Consider the following 16,964-nt stretch of genomic DNA (forward strand, 5'->3'; position numbering starts at 1 on the left):
CGGCTCCTGCGGGACCGGCGCTCCCCGCCGGTCTGCGCCCGCGCCGGTCCCGGCCGTCGGGGCGGCGGGAGCGGCGGGGCTCGCGGACAGGGACCTCATGGAGATCCAAACTGCCCCGGTTCGGCCCGGCTCCTTCCCTGTCCGGCCGGGATACGCCCGGGCGGCCTACGCGGGGACGACCGAATTCACCGGACCGGGGGCGTGGCGGTGGGCGGCAGAGCCCCGGCCTGGGGACCGAGCGGGGGGGGCGAACCCCGCGGGCATCGCACGGCGGGCCCCTGCGGACACCTCGCGGCGGGCCGTGAACGCCGAGGCCCCGAGGACCGCGGGGCCCCGGGCACGCCGGTCCCACGAGACAGCAGGCCCGAGCACACCAGGCCCGCAGGACAGCAGGGCCCCGAGCACACCAGGCCCGGAGACGGCAGCGCCCCGGGAACGGCCGTGCCGTCAGGTCGTGGCACGGTTCCTGCGGGCCGACATGCACGCGTAGACGAGGACGCCGGCGAAGAGGAACAGCACCCCCTGGTAGACGGCCGCGTAGCCGGACCCGGCCGCCAGCCACAGGGAGAAGGCGAAGGCCGCCAGGGCGAGGACCATGTCGCGGACCAGGCGCCCCCGGTCGACGCGCTCCGGGCGGCCGGAGAGGAGGAAGTGGATCTGGGCGGCGGTGGACAGCAGGTACGGGACCGTCGCGGTGAACGTGGTGACGAGGACCAGGACCTCGAAGACGCGCTGCGTCCCGGCCGTGTAGTTGTAGACGGTGAGCAGCGAGGCGAGGACGACGGTGACGGCGACCCCGACCGTCGGGACCCCGCGCCGCCTGCGCGCGAAGGCTCGGGGGAAGAGGCCGTCGCGGGCGGCCGCGTACGGGGTCTGGGCGCTGAGCAGCGTCCAGCCGTTGAGCGCGCCGACCATGGAGACCAGCGCCATGCACGCGATCGCCGTACCGCCCCAGGAGCCGCCGACCATGGCGTTCACGGCGTCGGAGAACGGCGCGCCGGAGCCGACGAGACGGTCGTGTGCGACGGTCCCGAAGACGGAGAGCGTGCCGAGGAGGTAGATCAGGGCGGCGCCGAGCGTCCCGAGGACGGTGGCGCGGCCGACGTTGCGCCGCGCGTCGCGGACCTCACCGGCGCTGACGGCGGCCGACTCGACGCCGAGGTAGCTGAAGAGCAGGATCGCCGCGGAGGCGGAGACCGCGCCGAGCGCGCTGTCGCCCTCGGCCAGGAAGGGCCCGAGGTTGTCGCCGTCGAGGAAGAAGAGTCCGCCGACGGCCACGAGGAGGAGCGGGACGAACTTCAGCACGGTCGCCACGAGCTGCACGGCCCCGACGTAGCGGGTGCCGGCGAGGTTGGCGAGGGCGGGCAGCCACTGGAGGGCGAGGGCCGCCGCGATGGTGGCAGGCGTGGAGCCGTGGAGGGGGACGAGCACGTCGAGGTAGCCGACGGCCGCGACGGCGAGGGCCGCGTTGGAGACCCAGGTGGTGATCCAGTAGGACCAGGCGGCGAGGAACCCGGCGAAGTCGCCGAACGCCTCGCGGGCGTAGACGTACGGGCCTCCGGTGCGCGGGTGGCGCCGGGCGAGGCGGCCGAAGACGAGGGCGAGGGCGAGCGCGCCGAGGGTGAGGACGCCGAAGGCGACGAGGCTGATGGTGCCGTAGGGGGCGACGGAGGCCGGCAGCAGGAAGATCCCGCCGCCGATGATGTTGCCCATGACCAGGGCCGTGGCGACCGGCAGTCCGAAGCGCCGGGCGTGCCTGCCGTCCCGCTGAGCCGGATCGCCGGCGTCCCCAGGCGCCGGTGCACCGCCGTCCTGCCGTGCGGGTTCGCCGCCGTCCGGCCGTGGGGGCTCGCCGCCACCCGGTGCGGGTTCACCGCCGGGCCGCGGGGCGGGAGGGGTGTCCTGGGGTGTGGTGGCCGTGCTCATGGGGGGTGGGGCGCCTTCCGTCGTACAAAACCCGACCATGGTCGGACAACGGCGAACACGCGTCCAAATCAGCTGCTTTTGTCCTGCCCCACCGGCCCATCAACCGGAAGAAGTGATTCCGATTCCAGGGTGGGCCGTGAAATCTCCAGCGGAACCTGCGGACCCGCGCACTCCCTCAGCCAGCCCCGCAGCACGCGGTGCACCTGCTCGGCGCCCGCCAGGCCGGCCGGGGGCGCCGACAGGTCCAGCGGCGACATGAGGAACGGCCGCGCCTGCTCGCCACCGAGGCCGCCGTGGGAACCGATCTGCTCCTCGAAGGCGTGCACCCTGCCGGTCGCGGGGTCGTACATCGAGTTGACCATGATGTCCGCGACGTGCGGGAAACCGTCCGTGCGCCGCACCGCCTCCGCCGCGCCCGGCCCGAAGACCGCCAGCGGGCCTTCGTCGGCGAGCTCGGCGACCGGCACCTCCGCGCCGTTCCCCGCGAGCACGACGGAACCGTGTTCGGCGCTCGCGACCAGCAGGAAACCGATGCCGGGGTGATCGGCCAGGGTGCGCAGCAGCGCGGGATGGCGGCGGTCTATCTCCTCCCTGGTCATCCGGTGCGGAACACCGGGGAAGGAGATCAGCCCCAGGTTGCCCGAGGCGAGGACCAGCGGCTCGGACGGGCGCCCCCCGGACCCCTCGGCCGCCGCCTCCTCTTCGTCCGTCGGCCGGTGCAGCGCGCTGCGCAGCGCGTCCCGTGCGGCGTAGCTTGCCTCCGAACCGCTGGGCGTGCGCCGGACCCTGCGCGGCACGGGCAGCCCGCAGCCGGCCCGGACGAGGTCCTTGAGGGTGAGCCCGTACGCGCCCTCGAAGGTCTCGCCGGGGCTCTGTCCGTGGTCGGAGAGGAGCACGATCCGGTACGGCCGGGGCGCGTGCTCGGCGACCTTCGCCACCAGGGCGATGGAGCGGTCGAGCCGCGCCAGCACCTGGTCGGTGTCCCGGCCCTGCGGACCGGAGTGGTGCGCCACCTCGTCGTAGGCGACCAGGTCGGCGTAGACGGCCGTCCGTCCCGCCAGGATGTCCCCGATCACCGCGGCGACCACCACGTCCCGCTCGACGACCGTGGCGAAGGCCCGGATGAAGGGGTAGGCGCCGCCGCGCGAGACCCGCGGGGTCTCCTTCCGCAGGCGCGCCCTGGTCGACTGGACGACCTCACGGGCTGCCTCGGCGACGAACGAACCGGCGGTCCGTACGGCGTTGGCGGGGTCGGAGAAGTAGGCGAAGTAGCCGGCGCGCGAGCGGTTGCGGCGGCCTCGGCGGGCCGCCATCGACAGCACCAGCGCGAGTTGCTCGGCTCCCCCGCTGAACAGATTGCCCCGGGAGGCCCCGTCGACGGTGAGCAGCCCGCCGTCCCCGGTGCGTTCGATCGCCCGCCGCTGGAGCTCGACGGCGGAGGCCGGGCGGTTGCTGACCATCAGCCGGCCGGTGTCCTTCTCGTACCAGCGGAAGGCCGGCACGTCCTCGTTGGAACCATGCAGGATGCCGAGCTGGCTGGCGCCGGTCTGGCTGGACCAGTCGGTCCGCCAGGCGGTGAGCCGGTGGGTGGTGCCGAGCCAGGCGGCGAGCGTCGGCATCAGCCCGTCGGCGACGGCGTCGCGCAGCACCTCGTGGCCGACGCCGTCCAGTTGCAGGAAGACGGTGCCGTGGGACGGCTCGGGACGGCCGGATCCGCCGGGCACGGCCACCACCCGGGGCCGTCTGCGGTCCGCGAGGCGGTAGAGACGGCGACGGTAGGCGTCGTCGTCGCGGACGGCGAGGCCCGTGGAGGTGGCCGAGGCGACGGCGGACATGACCGCGGCGACCACGACGGCGGTCTCCGGATCGGCCGCGCCGCGCCCGTCCGGGATCAGCCAGAGCGCGAGCAGCAGCAGCGAACCGTTGAGGAAGAACACCAGCAGGCCGAGGACCAGGGCCGGTACGAGCAGCAGCGCCCGTACGATCACCGGCCACACCAGCGCACCGAGCAGGCCGAACGCGCCCGCGCCCCAGACGGCGGTGAGCGCGGTCCGCGTGATGCTGTCGCCGTCGGGCGACTGGAGTTCGAAGTCGGGCAGCAGCCCGGCCAGGGCCAGCATGGTGAGCGTCGACACCGCCCAGACGACGATGACGCGCACGACGGCACTGCCCGCGGTACGCCAGCGGCCGGCTCTGCGCCCTCGCCCGTCACCCACGCCTGGTTCACCCTTCACCCGTTTCCTGGCTCAAGCCTGGCACACGGCGCGCCGGGTTCCGCAGGCGCCGGTCGCACGCTCACGGCAAGCCCGGGCGCGCGGCCCGGGCGCGGCCCGACCGGCCGGTCCGGTACGGGGGGCGGGACTTTCCGGAGGCGACCCGGGTGTATCGATCACCGGCGTCGACACCGCTCGTGATCAGTACACCTAGCAGCCGTCGTAGCCGGCGGTGGGCATGGAGAGCCTGCGGTGCACGTCGGCCTTGCCGGCCGCGTCGTACGACGGTTCGTCGAGACCGGCGGTCTCCAGCCGTACGCCCCTGCGCTCGCACTCCGCGTAGAAGCCGGGCACGTCGGTCAACGCCCGGGCCAGGACACGTGCGTTGGGGGCGACGAAGAGGTCCACGGCGTCGGCGTCCACGTCGGCCCAGAGCGCGTCGTGGTCGGGGCGGATGGCGTAGAAGAGCAGCTGCCGCGTGATGACGTAGCCCTTGTCACGGGCCCAGCGGTCGCACATCGCGTGCTGGCTGCGGGTGTCGACCAGGAAGGGGTCGCTGTCGAGTTCCTCGAGCGGGGTGAGGCTGGCGATCGCCGCCACCCGAACGTCGTCCATGGGCCGAGACCCTACTCCGAACACGGGCGGGCGAGGAGGGCGTACCCGGGGCGTAGGGGCGGCCCCGGGGATCGCGGCTCCGGGTGTCAGGGCGGGGAGGAGTATCCGCAGGTGTGACAGATGCTCCAGCCGTCCTGGGTGACGGCCAGGACGCCTCCGCAGCGCGGACACTGCGCCGAGTGGCCGGTCGTCCCCTTGGTGCTCACCGCGGCTCCCCTCGCGTCACTGACCGATGGCTACCCCGGCGTCCCGCCGTGGACGCCCCGCATCGTCCGCGCGGGACATCTACCCTCGTCACCGGGGTAAGGAGTACCCAGGCCGTGACAGGGTGGCGGGCGCCGGGGCCGCGCCCCGGTGGTGCCGGGACGAGGCCGGGGCCGTGCCACCAGGCCGGGGCCGTGCCACCGAGGTCGTCGACGAGGAGAGGGCGGGCTGCCAGTGGAGGTCACCTGGTGGGGTCATGCCACCTGCACGGTCGAGGACTCCGGGGTCCGGCTGCTCACCGACCCGCTCTTCACGCGCCGGCTCGCGCATCTGCGGCGCCGCCGCGGCGATCCGCCCCCGCCCGAGGCGACGGTCGCCGACGCGGTGCTCGTCTCGCATCTGCACGCCGACCATCTGCATCTCCCCTCGCTCGCCCGGATCGCACCGGGCACCCGGCTGATCGTGCCGCGCGGCGCCCCGGGCGCCGTGCCGGGCCTCCGGAAGCTGGCGGGCCGCGGGCTGCGGCTGTCCGAGATGGAGCCCGGGGACGAACTGGCCGTGAACGGCGTGACGGTACGGGCCGTGCCGGCGCTGCACGACGGGCGGCGGCTCCCCGTGGGGCCGCACCGCTCCCCCGCGCTCGGCTACGTCCTGGAAGGCGAGGCGCGGACGTACTTCGCCGGGGACACGGGCCTCTTCGACGGCATGGCGGACGCGGTCGGGCCGGTGGACGTGGCGCTGCTCCCGGTGGGCGGCTGGGGTCCGTACCTCGGCCACGGCCACCTGGACGCCGAGCGGGCGGCGGGGGCCCTCGCGGCCCTCTCGCCGGCCGCGGCGGTGCCGGTGCACTACGGCACGTACTGGCCGCTCGGGATGGACGCCGTCCGGCCCCACGAGTTCCACGCGCCCGGTGACGAGTTCGTCCGGCACGCGGCCCGGCTCGCGCCGAAGGTGGTGGTGCACCGGCTCGGCCACGGCGAGCGGGTGCGGCCCGAGGTCGCCCGGTGATCGACCGGTTGTGGGAGGCGGTACGTCAGCTGCCGCCCGAGTCGACGCAGCAGGCCGTCGGCTACCCCACCCTCTTCCTCCTGGTGGCCCTCGGGGCGCTGGTGCCCGTGGTCCCGACGGGGGCGGTCGTCAGCTCGGCGGCGGTGGTGGCCTACCACCAGACGGCGCCGTGGTCGCTGCTCCTCGTCTTCCTCGTGGCGTCCTCGGCCGCGCTCCTCGGCGACGCGACGCTGTACTGGCTGGGCCGGCGCGGCATCGGGTCGAAGAACGGCTCGCGATGGCTGGAGGCCTTGCGGGGCCGGGCGACGCCGGAACTCCTGGAGCACGCCCGGGAGCGTCTGGAGACCCGCCAGGTCTCCGTGCTGGTGCTCTCGCGGCTGGTGCCGGCGGGCCGGATTCCGGTGATGCTGGCGTGCCTGCTCGCGGGCATGCCGCTGCGCCGGTTCGTCCGGGGGGACCTGCCCGCCTGCCTGGCGTGGACGGCGACGTACCAGCTGATCGGGATCCTGGGCGGTTCGCTGTTCCCGGAACCGTGGCAGGGCGTCGTGGCGGCGGTCGGGCTGACGCTTCTGCTCAGCGCGGCCCCCGCCCTGTGGCGACGGCTGCGCGGGGCGCACCGGGACGGGGCCGAGCGGGCCTGAGACGCGCGCTAGGCCCCGGGCGCCCGGGCCCCGGGAACGGCCGACGGGGGCTCCGAGCTCCCGGCCCCGGGGCCTGGCCGAGGAGTCAGGCGGCGAGCAGCCGCGAGGCGCCGACCGGCAGGTCCCAGAGGTCCTGCCGCGGCAGTCCGGCGCGTTCCCAGGCGGCCCGTACCCGGGTGAGGGGCTCCAGGACGGGTTCGGAGGAGAGCACGAACGTCGCCCAGTGCATCGGCGCCATCCGCCGGGCGCCCAGGTCGAGGAAGGCGCGGACGGCCTCCTCGGGGTCGGTGTGGACGTCGCTGAGCCACCAGCGGGGCGCGTAGGCGCCGATCGGGAGCAGGGCGAGGTCGATGCCGGGGTGACGGCGGCCGATCTCCGCGAACCAGTGGCCGTAGCCGGTGTCTCCCGCGAAGTAGACCTGGCGGCCTGACCGGTCGGCGAGGACCCAGCCGCCCCACAGGGAGCGGCAGGTGTCGAGGAGGGTCCGCTTGGACCAGTGGTGGGCGGGGACGAACTCGAAACGGACGCCGTCGAGTTCGGCCGCCTCCCACCAGTCGAGTTCGGTGACGCGGGTGAAGCGCCGGCGGGTGAACCAGCGGCCGAGCCCGGCGGGGACGAAGACGGGGGTGTCCCTGGGCAGCCGCTTGAGCGTGGGGGCGTCGAGGTGGTCGAAGTGGTTGTGACTGATGACGACCGCGTCGACCGGCGGCAGGTCCTCCCAGCGCACGCCGACGGGGGTGATGCGGGCCGGGGTGCCGAAGATCCGGCGTGACCAGACCGGGTCGGTCAGGACGGTCAGGCCGCCGATGCCGACGATCCAGCTGGCGTGTCCGGCCCAGGTGAGGGCGACGGCCCCGGGCGGGACGACGGGCAGCGGACCCGGCTCGTACGGCAGCAGCGGAATGTCGCGCAGCCCGTCGGCGCCGGGGCGGATGGCGCCTTCGCGGGCGAAGCGGGCCATGGCGCGCACACCGGGGAGCGGTGCGGTGAGGCGGTCGGCGAAGGAGCACGGCCAGTCGTCCCGGATCCGGCCGAGGGGCTGGAGGACGGGAGGGGCGGTGCGTGCGCCGTCGGGTCGCGGGGCCTGTGCCGGGCGTGCCGTCTGTTCCGTCATCTGCGGGCTCCGTTCTCGGCGGCTCGTCGGGGAGGGGCGGGGTCTGTGTCGGCTCCGGCGTGCACCCGGGCTCACCGGAGTTCCTCCAGAGCGGCCGCGAACGCCGTCAACGCCTGCGCGATGTGGGGCAGTTCCTCGGGCGTGGTCGAGGTGAGCGCCTCCGTCCGCCGCTCCTCCGTGGCGCCCAGGAGCACCCCGGTGTCGAACCGTGCCCGCAACGAGCCGAGTTCGTCGCCGAAGCGGTGTCCGCCGGGGACCGGCGTGCCCAGCCGCCCGGTGAGGTGGTTCTCCAGCTCCAGGGAGTCGGTGACACCGCGGGCGGTGAGCCCGGCGCGCAGCGGTCCGAGGTCGGCGTAGAGGTGGCGGCCGGAGCGCGGGGGCAGCGCGAGCGCGCCGGTGGCGAGGACGGCCCGGTGGGCCGCCGCGGCCACGCGCCCGTGGAGGGCGGCGCTCAGCGCGGCCCGTACGGTGACGTCCTCGGGTTCGTCGAGGGCGTGCGCCGCGGCGGGCCCGACGGGGCCGGCGACGACCGCGCCGAGGGCGGTGAGGACGTCGAGGGTACGCGCCCGGGGATCGGCGTAGCGGTCCGTGCGGGAGGGGGCGGTGGGCGGGAACCGGGCGATGGCGCAGGGCCAGGCGGCGGGGGCGAGGGCGCCGGCCAGGTCGTAGAGGACGGTGGCGTCGTCCGGGTACATCTCGGCGGGGCTGACGAGGACGGTGTCGCGGGGGGCGTGCAGCGTTTCGCGCCAGGTCTCGTCGCTGATGATGTGCAGCCCCTCGGCGACGGCCGCCTCGCAGGTCTCGCTGACCAGCTCCGGCGGGGCGACGGTGCCGGTGGGGTCGTCGGCGACGGAGAGCAGGAGCAGCCGGGGGTGGCCGCCCTCGGCGCGGACCCGCCGGACGGTCTCCAGGAGGGCGTACGGGTCGGGGACGCCTCCGCACTCGGCGGGGGTCGGCACGTGGTAGGCGGGGCGGCCGAGCAGGCGCGCCTGGGGGGTCCACCAGGCGGGGCAGGGGCGGGGCATCAGGACGTCGCCGCCGTGGGCGGCGATCAGGGCGAAAAGCAGGGGCTGGGCGCCGGGTGCGGCGACCACGTCCTCGGGGTGGGTGCGCAGGCCGCGCCGCCACCAGTACCCGCTCGCGGCCTCGCGCAGCACGGGGCCGCCGCCGGGCGGTTCGACGGCGGTGCGGGCGGCCGCCTCGGCGAGGATGGCGGCGAGGGCGGGGAGCACGGGCAGGCCGGGCTCGGGGACCGGTGGCCCGTAGCGCACCGGCCCGCGGCCCTCAGGAGCCGTCTCCCGCATGTCCCGTACCTCCAGGGCCTGGGTCTGGCGCGTACGGCGCCACTGTCCTTTATACGAAGATTCATGCGGTTTCGCCGCTTCGGTGAACGGCGCCGGGTCGGACCGCGGGCCGGTCGGCGGGGAGCGGGGGCCGGTCGGGCCGGTGTCAGCGCACCAGGACCCGCTCGACCATCAGCTCGACCGCGGAGACGATGGCGTCCGCGTCGATACCGGCCTCGTGGAGCTGTTCCTCCGGCGTCGCCGAGGTGGGCATCGAGCGGACCGCGAGCCGGGCCAGGCGGGGGACGTCACCGTGGCCGTTGGCGTAGGCCTCGGCCACCGCGTCGCCGATCCCGCCCTCCGGGCGGTGGTCCTCGACCGTCAGGACGCAGCCGGTCGTACCGGCCGCCTGGTCGAGGGTGGCGGTGTCCACCGGCTTGACGGAGTAGAGGTCGATGACACGCACGGGTACGCCCCGCTCCTCCAGCACGTCGGCGGCGCGCAGCGCCTCGTGGACGGTCACCCCGGCGGCCACGATAGTGGCACGGTCGTCCTCGCCGTGGCTGCGCAGCACCTTGCTGCCGCCGACGGGGAACTCCTCGTCGGGGTCGTAGAGGACCGGGGTCCCGCCGCGCGTGGTGCGCAGATAGCGGACACCGTCCCGGTCGGCCATGGCGGCGACGAGTTTCGCCGTCTGGTTGGCGTCGCAGGGGTACAGGACGGTGCTGCCGTGCACCGACCGCATCATCGCCAGGTCCTCCAGGCCCATCTGGCTGGGGCCGTCCTCGCCGATGGCGACGCCGGCGTGGGACCCCACGAGGTTGATCCCCGCGCGGCTGACGGCGGCCATGCGGATGAAGTCGTGGGCGCGGGTGAGGAAGGCGGCGAAGGTCGCGGCGTAGGGGACGTAGCCGCGCGTCTGGACCCCGACGGCGGCCGCGACCAGCTGCTGTTCCGCGATGTAGCACTCGAAGTGGCGCTCGGGGTGCGCCTTCGCGAAGTACTCGGTGCGCGTCGAGTCGCCCACCTCGCCGTCGAACGCCACGACGTCGTCGCGCACCGAGCCGAGCGCGGCGAGGGCCTCGCCGTAGGCGTTGCGGGTGGCGACCTTGTCGCCGCCCTTCTCGTAGCGCGGCAGGTCGGGGGCCTCGCCGCCGACGCGGCGCGGGACCCGGGCGGCGGGCGGCTCGGTCACCCCGACCCGGAGGTCGCTGCGTCCGCCCAGTTCGGCGATGGCGGCCTCGGCGTCCGGGAGCGGCTTGCCGTGCATGCCCTCGCGGTTCTCGACGGCGGCGACGCCCCGGCCCTTGCGGGTGGCGGCCAGGATCGCGGTGGGCCGGCCGGTGGTGGCGCGGGCCTCGCGCAGGGCGGCGTCGACCGCGTCGACGTCGTGGCCGTCGATGGACACGGTGTGCCAGCCGAAGGCTTCGAGGCGCGCCGCGTAGGCGCCGAGGTCGTGCTGGTGGCGGGTGGGTCCGCGCTGCCCGAGCCGGTTGACGTCGACGATCATGGTGAGGTTGTCGAGACGGCAGTACGAGGCGTGCTCGACGGCCTCCCAGACCGAACCCTCGGCCATCTCGCTGTCTCCGCAGAGCACCCAGACCTGGTAGGGGACGTGGTCGAGGAACTTCCCGGCGAGCGCCATGCCGACCCCGACGGGAAGGCCCTGGCCGAGGGAGCCGGTGGCGACGTCGACCCAGGGCAGGCGGGGTGTCGGATGCCCTTCGAGCAGGCTGCCGCGCCGGCGGAAGGTGAGCAGTTCGTCGTCGCCGACGACCCCCGCCGCCCGGTACATGGCGTACAGCAGCGGTGAGGCGTGGCCCTTGGAGAGCACGAGCCGGTCGTTGCCCGGATGGTCCGGCCGGTCGAAGTCGTAGCGCAGGTGGCGGGCGAGGAGTACCGCGCCGATCTCGGCGGCCGACATCGACGAGGTGGGGTGGCCCGAGCCGGCCGCGTCGGCGGCTCGCACGGCGTCGACGCGAAGCTGCTGGGCGAGCGCGGACATCGTCTCGTTCATGGCGGACCTTCCTCCACGGACTGCGCGGCGGGCGGGCGGTTCGACGGTGCTCATCACGCGGGTGCCCAGGAAGGCCGGGCGTAACCCGGGAAATCCGCCCCGCCGACGTCCACATTGCAAGATGGGAGTCTCACCATGCGGCCGGAAGGCGTACCGTGGCCGCACCACCCCAGCCGAAGGAGTCCGGCCATGACGCTCAGCTCCACTCCGTCCACACCGTCCGGCGGCCCGGCCCCGTCCACCGGGACGGCGCCCTCCGCGGGTTCGTCGCCCGCCGGGCCTCGGGATACGGCCGTCTACACCCACGGCCACCACGAGTCGGTGCTCCGCTCGCACAGCTGGCGCACCGCCGCCAACTCCGCGGCGTATCTGATCCCCGAACTGCGCCCCGGTCTGGACGTGCTGGACGTCGGCTGCGGGCCGGGCACGATCACCGCCGATCTGGCCGCACTCGTGGCGCCCGGCCGGGTGACCGCGGTGGACGCCTCGGAGGACGTCCTGGACAGGGCGCGCGCCGCTGCCGCCGCGCGAGGGGTGGACAACGTGCGCTTCGCGGTCGGCGACGTCCACGGCCTGGACTTCCCCGACGACTCCTTCGACGTCGTCCACGCCCATCAGGTGCTGCAGCACGTCGGCGACCCGGTGCGCGCGCTGCGCGAGATGAGGCGGGTGTGCCGTCCGGGCGGGGTGGTGGCCGCGCGCGACAGCGACTACGGCGCCTTCGCCTGGTACCCGGAACCGCCCGCCCTGGCCGAGTGGCTGGAGCTGTACCACCGGGTCGCGCGGGCCAACGGCGGCGAACCGGACGCCGGCCGGCGGCTCTTCTCCTGGGCGCGGCGCGCCGGCTTCACGGACATCGTGACGACGGGCGCCACCTGGTGCTTCTCCACGCCCGAGGAGCGGTCCTGGTGGAGCGGCCTGTGGGCGGACCGTACGACGGAGTCCGTCTACGCCCGGCTCGCGGTGGACGGCGGCCACACCACGCCTGCGGGGCTGGCCGCGATCGCCGACGCCTGGCGCGCGTGGGGTCGCCAGGAGGACGCCTGGTTCATGGTGCCGCACGGCGAGATCCTGTGCCGGGTCCCCTGACCCGCACGGCGAGATCCCGTGCCGGGTCCCCTGACCCGCACGGCGGGGCGCCGTCGAACGCCCTCGAAACCGCCGGGGCCCCGGTCCCCGGCGGACGCACGCGGACCCGTCGACCGGCTTCGTGAAGGTCAACTAGGCTCATCCGTATGGAGATTCTGGGAACCACGCTCCGCGTCTGCGTCGACGACCTCGATGCGGCGGTGGACTTCTACGAGCGGCTCACCGGCGGCCGGGCCCTGCGCTTCGAGCGGGCCGGTGTCTCGGTGGCCGCGGTCGGCTGCTTCCTCCTGATGAGCGGCCCCGAATCGGAGCTGGAGGTGCTGCGGAAGGTGGCGGCGACCATCTCCGTCGCCGACGTGGACGCCGCGTTCACCTCGCTGACCGAGGCCGGCGCGAAGGTCGTCGCCGGTCCGGTGCCGACACCGGTGGGGCGCAATCTGATCGCGGTGCACCCGGACGGCTCGGTCTTCGAGTACGTGGACCGGCGCCCGGCGTAGAACGGGCGCCCCGGCACCGCTTCCGCACGTCTCACGGGGACGGCGGGGGCGGGTCGGTGGTGAAGGCGGACACGACCAGGTCGGTGAGGAGCGCGCCGGCGGATCCGTCGGGGTCGAGGTCGGGGTCGTAGATCGTGACGTTGAGCCCGACGCAGCGCTCGGACCGGACCAGGGCGCCGAGCAGCGTGGCCAGTTCGGCGGGCAGCAGCCCGTCGGGGTCGGGGCTGTCGACGGCCGGCATCACGCTCGGGTCGAGGACGTCGGCGTCGAGATGGACCCAGAAACCGTCCAGCGCCTCGCTCTCCAGGCTGAGCGCGGTCGCGGCGGCGAGCTCCTCCGTACCCCACCCCCGGAGTTCGGCGACGGTCACCAGCGGGATCTTGAGAGCGCGCAGCTCGACGACCTCGGGATCGTCGTGGAAGGCGTCACGGATGCCGAGGAGGCGGACGTCCTCGTCGCGCAGGTAGGGCCCGAGTCCTTCGAGGTCGGTGAGATCGCCCTGGCCGCGGCCGGTGGCGAGGGCCACCTCCTCGCCGGCGGCCGCGCCGACACGGCTCGAGTTGCCGGGATGGCGGAAGTCCGGGGAGGCGTCGAGCGCGGCGAGGCCGTAGCGGCCGATGCGGCGCAGGGCGAGTGAGGCGCCGAGCTGGATGGAGCAGTCCCCGCCGAGGATGAGGGGGAAGTCCCCGGCCCGCACGTGCCGTTCGATCCGGTCGGCGAGGGTACGGGTGTAGGCGGCGAGGGCAGCCGCGTGGAAGACGCCGTCGCCTTCCCGCCAGTCACCCCGGTCGTAGCGGGGCGCGACGACGACGCCGCCTTCCCGCGCACCGAGCCTCTGGACGATGCGGTTCTCGCGGAGGGCTCCGGCGAGTTTGTGGCAGCCGGGTACGGTACCGGGCGCCGGCGGCCGCAGACCGAGGTTGGAGGGGGCGTCGATGGCCACGATATTCCGCATGCGCCCCATCCTCTCCGCCGTACTCTGCTTCTTCAACGGCGACGCCCGCACGGCAGTACGGGCGCGAGCACGGACGTACGGAGCGAGATGAGCACGCACACCCAGCACACGTATCGAGTGATCGTGCGCGGCACGTTCGACGGCCTGTCGGAGGAGAGCCGGGCGCGGCTGCTGGCCGAGGCCGACGAACACGGTCTGACGGGGATGCGGTTCACGCCGGAGGGCTCGCTCGCCTACGACCGGACGCTGAAGCACTTCTCGTACCGGCTGATCGTCGTCTCCGACGCGGCGGACGGCGAGGAGATGGCCGCGGCGATCGCCGAGGACAGGGTGGAGACGGCGCTCCGGGAGCGGGGTCACGGTCACGGGGAGCTGAAGTCGTCGGTGACGGACATGGACACCATGAAGATCAACTACAAGCGCTGAGCGACCGGGTCCGGCGGGGGCGGTGTGACCGCCCGGCGCTCGCGGTCCCGCCACACGGGTGCGGGGCATCGCGGCCGTCGACGGGAGGCATCGGGGCCGTCGACGGGGAGCATCGCGGGCGGGAGGCCCTCGGGGCGGAGCCCGGCGGGGCGGACGAGGGCGCGGGAGGCCTCGTTGCCGGGCTGGATGCCGGCCTTCGGGCGGTGGCGGCCCGACGGCGTGCGGCGGCAGGAGCCCCGACGCCTCGGACAGCAGGCCCCGGCCCTCAACGTGCGCGAGGACGCCATAGCCGAGGGGGCCGCTGAGGAAAGCCCCGCGGACGATGGCGTCGATGTCGCCGAAGCCGGCGAGCCGGCCGCCCCGCGGCCCGCCGGGTGGCTCCGGGCGTCGGCCGGCGCGGCGGGCCGGCGTCAGTGGTGGGCGAGGACCGGCCGAGGCTCCTCGTCGTGCGCATCGGCCGGGTCGGGGCGCTGGATGAGCAGGGCCGTGACGACGCCGATGCCGAGCAGGGCGAGCGCCGCGTACATCGCGTGCCGGTAGCCGGCCTCGGTGACGCCTCCGGCGTCGCTCCCCGCCGTGATCATGGCGGAGGCGAGGGCGATGCCGAGCGAGGCTCCGATGCCGAAACAGGCGCCGTTGAGTCCGGAGAGCGAGCCCGGCTTGTCCTTGGGGGCGGTCGTGACGGCGAGGCCGTTGAGGCCGGTGAGCATGAAGCCGCCGTACGTGACGCCGAGCGCGGCCAGCGAGGCGATCAGAATCCCTTCGTTGTGCAGGAAGAAGGTGGCGAAGAGGAAGATCGCGAAGTTGGCGGTCGCGCCGGTGACGACGATCGTGCGCCACCCGACCTTCGGACCGAGCCGCCCGGTCAGGGGGGCGGAGAGGACGCCGATCAGCTGGATCGGTGTCAGGAAGAGGAAGGCGGCGGTGACGGCCGAGAGGCCGAGGCCCACGCGTGCGTCCTGCGAGAACAGCGGGATGGTGAGGGCGATGGCCCCGAACGCTCCCCCCAGGGTGCAGATCGTGGTGAGGAGCAGCGGCCAGGCGCGGCGGGAGGCCAGCACCTCGATGTCGATGACCGGGTCGGCGGCGCTCTTCTGTGAGGCGACGAAGAAGACGAGCGAGGCGAGTCCGCCCAGCAGGAAGCCGAGGGTCAGGACCGACGTCCAGCCCCAGGCGGCGCCCTGGGCGAGACCGACGAGGATGCCGGTGAGGCCGAGCGCGAGGGCGGCGATGCCCCGGGAGTCGAAGCGGCCCTCGGGGGCGGTGGCGGGCACGTCGGGGACGTACTTCCGGACGCCGATCAGACCCGCCACGGCGATGAGGGTGGAGCAGACGAAGATCCCGCGGAAGCCGATGGTGTCGGCGATCTGCCCGCCGCCGATGGCGTCGACACCGGCGAGGCCGCCGTTGACGGCGGTGACGATGCCCGCGGCCTTGCCGAAGCCCGCCGGGGTGAGCAGCTGGTTCAGCGTGAGGAAGGCGAGGGTGAACATCGCGGCCGAGATGCCCTGAAGGACGCGGCCGGCGATGAAGACCTCGATGTTCGGCGCGAAGACGCAGAGCAGGTTTCCGGCGATCAGCACGAAGGCGCAGACGATCATCATCGGCTTGCGGCCGCGCTTGTCGCTGAGACGGGCGAGGGTGACCTGGCCGATGGCCGCCATCAGGAAGAACAGGGTCTGCGAGAGACCGGCGGCGGCCGTGGTGGTGCCCAGGCGCTCGATGACGTCCGGCAGCGCGGGGCTGAGCATCGTGGCGTTGATCTGGTAGCCGAGGACGGCGAGGACCATCGCCAGGAGCATGGGTCCCCGGCCCGTGAGGTCGGATTTGGCTGACATATCGGCCCCTTTGCCTTGGATGTCACGTCGTTGCGCACGCCCCTCGCCAAGCTTGTCTGACAAGTTGCGCCCCGACAGGCTGGACTCTACGCGCGTCACACGTCAAGACCCTTTGACCTGTGAATCCGCATACCGTTGACTTGCCGACAAGTCGGCGGAGGAGGGGCAGTGGCAGTCAGCGGACGGCAGCGACGACCGGTCGTGGTGCTCTACGAGCGGATCGCGGACGCCATCCACCACGGCACCTATCCGCCCGGCTCGACGCTCCCCTCCGAGCCCAAGCTCGCCGGTGAGCTGGGGGTGAGCCGTCCGGCCCTGCGCGAGGCGCTGCTGCTGCTCCAGGAGGACGGCCTGCTCTCGGTGCGGCGCGGAGTCGGCCGGACCGTCGCCGACCATCCGCCGCGCCGCGGCTTCGAACACGTCCAGCCCTTGGAGGAGCTGATCGGGGCGGGCTCGCCGCTGCGCGTACGAGCCCTGCTGCGGGCGGTCGAGGAGCCCACCGACTTCACCACACAGCACCTGCTCGCCCGGGCCGGATCGGAACTGCGGTTCTGGGAGTCGCTGCTGGTCGGAGAGGGTACGGCGGCGACGCTCAGCCAGGAGTGGGCAGCCGCGGACGACGTCCTGGAGCGCGCGCACCCGGACTTCGCGCACGCCCTGCGGACCGCGCCGGCGCCGGAACGGGTCTCAATGCTGGCGGTGCTCGCCGACGCCTCGCGCGGGGTGTCGCTGGGGGCGCACAGCAGTGTGACCGCCACCCTGGTCGGCCAGCGGCGCGGGGACCAGCTCGGCCGCCCGGCCGACACTCCGGCGGTCCTGGTCACCCAGGTGGTACGGGTCGGGGAGGTCCCGGTCCTGGCGGCCAAGCACATGCTCCCGACGGGAGCGCCGGCGCTCCCGGTCCTCCAGTCGAACTGAGCCGACCGGCCGCGCCCCCGGACCGAGCCACCCGGCCGAGCCACCCGGCCGAGCCACCGGGCCGAGCCCCCGCCCACGCCCCCGACCGAGCCCAATCGAGCCCCCCACCGGCCCCGGTGGCCCGGCCCCTGCCGGACGCCCCGCCCCACCCTCCGGCCCCACCGCCCGCCGGCCCGACCCGAGCGCCGGCCCCTTCGAGCCGGGCCCGCACGGCCGCCCG

At 74.5% G+C, this 16,964-nt stretch carries 14 protein-coding genes; 6 read left to right on the forward strand and 8 right to left on the reverse strand.

The features are described from left to right. Positions 1 to 447: 447 nt before the first annotated feature. From AB0K65_RS06785 to AB0K65_RS06795, 3 genes are all read right to left on the reverse strand, one after another. Positions 448 to 1,926: an amino acid permease gene (locus AB0K65_RS06785; RefSeq protein WP_365714655.1), complete on the reverse strand. Its 1,479-nt coding sequence runs from the start codon at positions 1,924 to 1,926 to the stop codon at positions 448 to 450. A 68-nt stretch (positions 1,927 to 1,994) separates the two neighbouring features. After that, a complete protein-coding gene (locus AB0K65_RS06790; RefSeq protein ID WP_365714656.1) occupies positions 1,995 to 4,142 on the reverse strand; it encodes a phage holin family protein in 2,148 nt (715 codons plus the stop codon). 207 nt (positions 4,143 to 4,349) lie between these two features. Continuing rightward, on the reverse strand, positions 4,350 to 4,754 hold the full coding sequence (locus tag AB0K65_RS06795; RefSeq protein ID WP_365714657.1) for a hypothetical protein: 405 nt from the start codon (positions 4,752 to 4,754) through the stop codon (positions 4,350 to 4,352). A 432-nt stretch (positions 4,755 to 5,186) separates the two neighbouring features. Here AB0K65_RS06795 and AB0K65_RS06800 point away from each other — a divergent pair, with 432 nt between their 5' ends. Continuing rightward, positions 5,187 to 5,966: an MBL fold metallo-hydrolase gene (locus AB0K65_RS06800; protein WP_365714813.1), complete on the forward strand. Its 780-nt coding sequence runs from the start codon at positions 5,187 to 5,189 to the stop codon at positions 5,964 to 5,966. Then, a complete protein-coding gene (locus tag AB0K65_RS06805) occupies positions 5,963 to 6,607 on the forward strand; it encodes a VTT domain-containing protein (RefSeq protein ID WP_365714658.1) in 645 nt (214 codons plus the stop codon). The genes AB0K65_RS06800 and AB0K65_RS06805 overlap by 4 nt, the downstream gene beginning before the upstream one ends. A gap of 85 nt (positions 6,608 to 6,692) precedes the next feature. Here AB0K65_RS06805 and AB0K65_RS06810 read toward each other — a convergent pair whose 3' ends face one another. The 3 genes from AB0K65_RS06810 to AB0K65_RS06820 form a co-directional block, all read right to left on the reverse strand. Next, positions 6,693 to 7,721 (reverse strand): MBL fold metallo-hydrolase, encoded by a 1,029-nt coding sequence (locus tag AB0K65_RS06810; RefSeq protein ID WP_365714659.1) that lies wholly within the window; start codon positions 7,719 to 7,721, stop codon positions 6,693 to 6,695. 71 nt (positions 7,722 to 7,792) lie between these two features. Next, complete coding sequence (locus AB0K65_RS06815; protein WP_365714660.1) at positions 7,793 to 9,025, reverse strand: aminotransferase class I/II-fold pyridoxal phosphate-dependent enzyme; 1,233 nt, start codon at positions 9,023 to 9,025, stop codon at positions 7,793 to 7,795. Positions 9,026 to 9,170: 145 nt separating this feature from the next. Further along, positions 9,171 to 11,021 carry a transketolase gene (locus AB0K65_RS06820; RefSeq protein ID WP_365714661.1) on the reverse strand — a complete coding sequence of 617 codons (1,851 nt, stop codon included), beginning with the start codon at positions 11,019 to 11,021 and terminating at the stop codon, positions 9,171 to 9,173. Between the two features lie 189 nt (positions 11,022 to 11,210). On the opposite strand from AB0K65_RS06820, the gene AB0K65_RS06825 reads away from it, so the two are divergent. Continuing rightward, positions 11,211 to 12,110 (forward strand): methyltransferase domain-containing protein, encoded by a 900-nt coding sequence (locus AB0K65_RS06825; protein WP_365714662.1) that lies wholly within the window; start codon positions 11,211 to 11,213, stop codon positions 12,108 to 12,110. Between the two features lie 146 nt (positions 12,111 to 12,256). Then, positions 12,257 to 12,607: a VOC family protein gene (locus tag AB0K65_RS06830; RefSeq protein ID WP_365714663.1), complete on the forward strand. Its 351-nt coding sequence runs from the start codon at positions 12,257 to 12,259 to the stop codon at positions 12,605 to 12,607. Between the two features lie 31 nt (positions 12,608 to 12,638). Here AB0K65_RS06830 and AB0K65_RS06835 read toward each other — a convergent pair whose 3' ends face one another. Beyond that, positions 12,639 to 13,562 (reverse strand): arginase family protein, encoded by a 924-nt coding sequence (locus AB0K65_RS06835; protein WP_365714664.1) that lies wholly within the window; start codon positions 13,560 to 13,562, stop codon positions 12,639 to 12,641. A gap of 87 nt (positions 13,563 to 13,649) precedes the next feature. Here AB0K65_RS06835 and AB0K65_RS06840 point away from each other — a divergent pair, with 87 nt between their 5' ends. Next, positions 13,650 to 13,988 (forward strand): DUF6204 family protein, encoded by a 339-nt coding sequence (locus tag AB0K65_RS06840; RefSeq protein WP_365714665.1) that lies wholly within the window; start codon positions 13,650 to 13,652, stop codon positions 13,986 to 13,988. Between the two features lie 410 nt (positions 13,989 to 14,398). On the opposite strand, the gene AB0K65_RS06845 is transcribed toward AB0K65_RS06840, so the two are convergent. After that, complete coding sequence (locus AB0K65_RS06845; protein ID WP_365714666.1) at positions 14,399 to 15,826, reverse strand: MFS transporter; 1,428 nt, start codon at positions 15,824 to 15,826, stop codon at positions 14,399 to 14,401. 168 nt (positions 15,827 to 15,994) lie between these two features. Here AB0K65_RS06845 and AB0K65_RS06850 point away from each other — a divergent pair, with 168 nt between their 5' ends. Further along, positions 15,995 to 16,744, forward strand: coding sequence for a GntR family transcriptional regulator (locus AB0K65_RS06850; RefSeq protein WP_365714667.1), 750 nt, complete (start codon positions 15,995 to 15,997; stop codon positions 16,742 to 16,744). Positions 16,745 to 16,964 lie beyond the last annotated feature (220 nt).

This window comes from Streptomyces sp. NPDC053755 (assembly GCF_040677675.1).
Lineage (GTDB): Bacteria > Actinomycetota > Actinomycetes > Streptomycetales > Streptomycetaceae > Streptomyces.

Bases quoted from the DNA above. Each gene is read 5' to 3' on its own strand.
- AB0K65_RS06820 (WP_365714661.1), bottom strand. From the start codon at position 11,021: ATGAACGAGACGATGTCCGCGCTCGCCCAGCAGCTTCGCGTCGACGCC.
- AB0K65_RS06845 (WP_365714666.1), bottom strand. From the start codon at position 15,826: ATGTCAGCCAAATCCGACCTCACGGGCCGGGGACCCATGCTCCTGGCG.
- AB0K65_RS06840 (WP_365714665.1), top strand. From the start codon at position 13,650: ATGAGCACGCACACCCAGCACACGTATCGAGTGATCGTGCGCGGCACG.
- AB0K65_RS06785 (WP_365714655.1), bottom strand. From the start codon at position 1,926: ATGAGCACGGCCACCACACCCCAGGACACCCCTCCCGCCCCGCGGCCC.
- AB0K65_RS06830 (WP_365714663.1), top strand. From the start codon at position 12,257: ATGGAGATTCTGGGAACCACGCTCCGCGTCTGCGTCGACGACCTCGAT.
- AB0K65_RS06810 (WP_365714659.1), bottom strand. From the start codon at position 7,721: ATGACGGAACAGACGGCACGCCCGGCACAGGCCCCGCGACCCGACGGC.
- AB0K65_RS06825 (WP_365714662.1), top strand. From the start codon at position 11,211: ATGACGCTCAGCTCCACTCCGTCCACACCGTCCGGCGGCCCGGCCCCG.
- AB0K65_RS06815 (WP_365714660.1), bottom strand. From the start codon at position 9,025: ATGCGGGAGACGGCTCCTGAGGGCCGCGGGCCGGTGCGCTACGGGCCA.
- AB0K65_RS06795 (WP_365714657.1), bottom strand. From the start codon at position 4,754: ATGGACGACGTTCGGGTGGCGGCGATCGCCAGCCTCACCCCGCTCGAG.
- AB0K65_RS06835 (WP_365714664.1), bottom strand. From the start codon at position 13,562: ATGCGGAATATCGTGGCCATCGACGCCCCCTCCAACCTCGGTCTGCGG.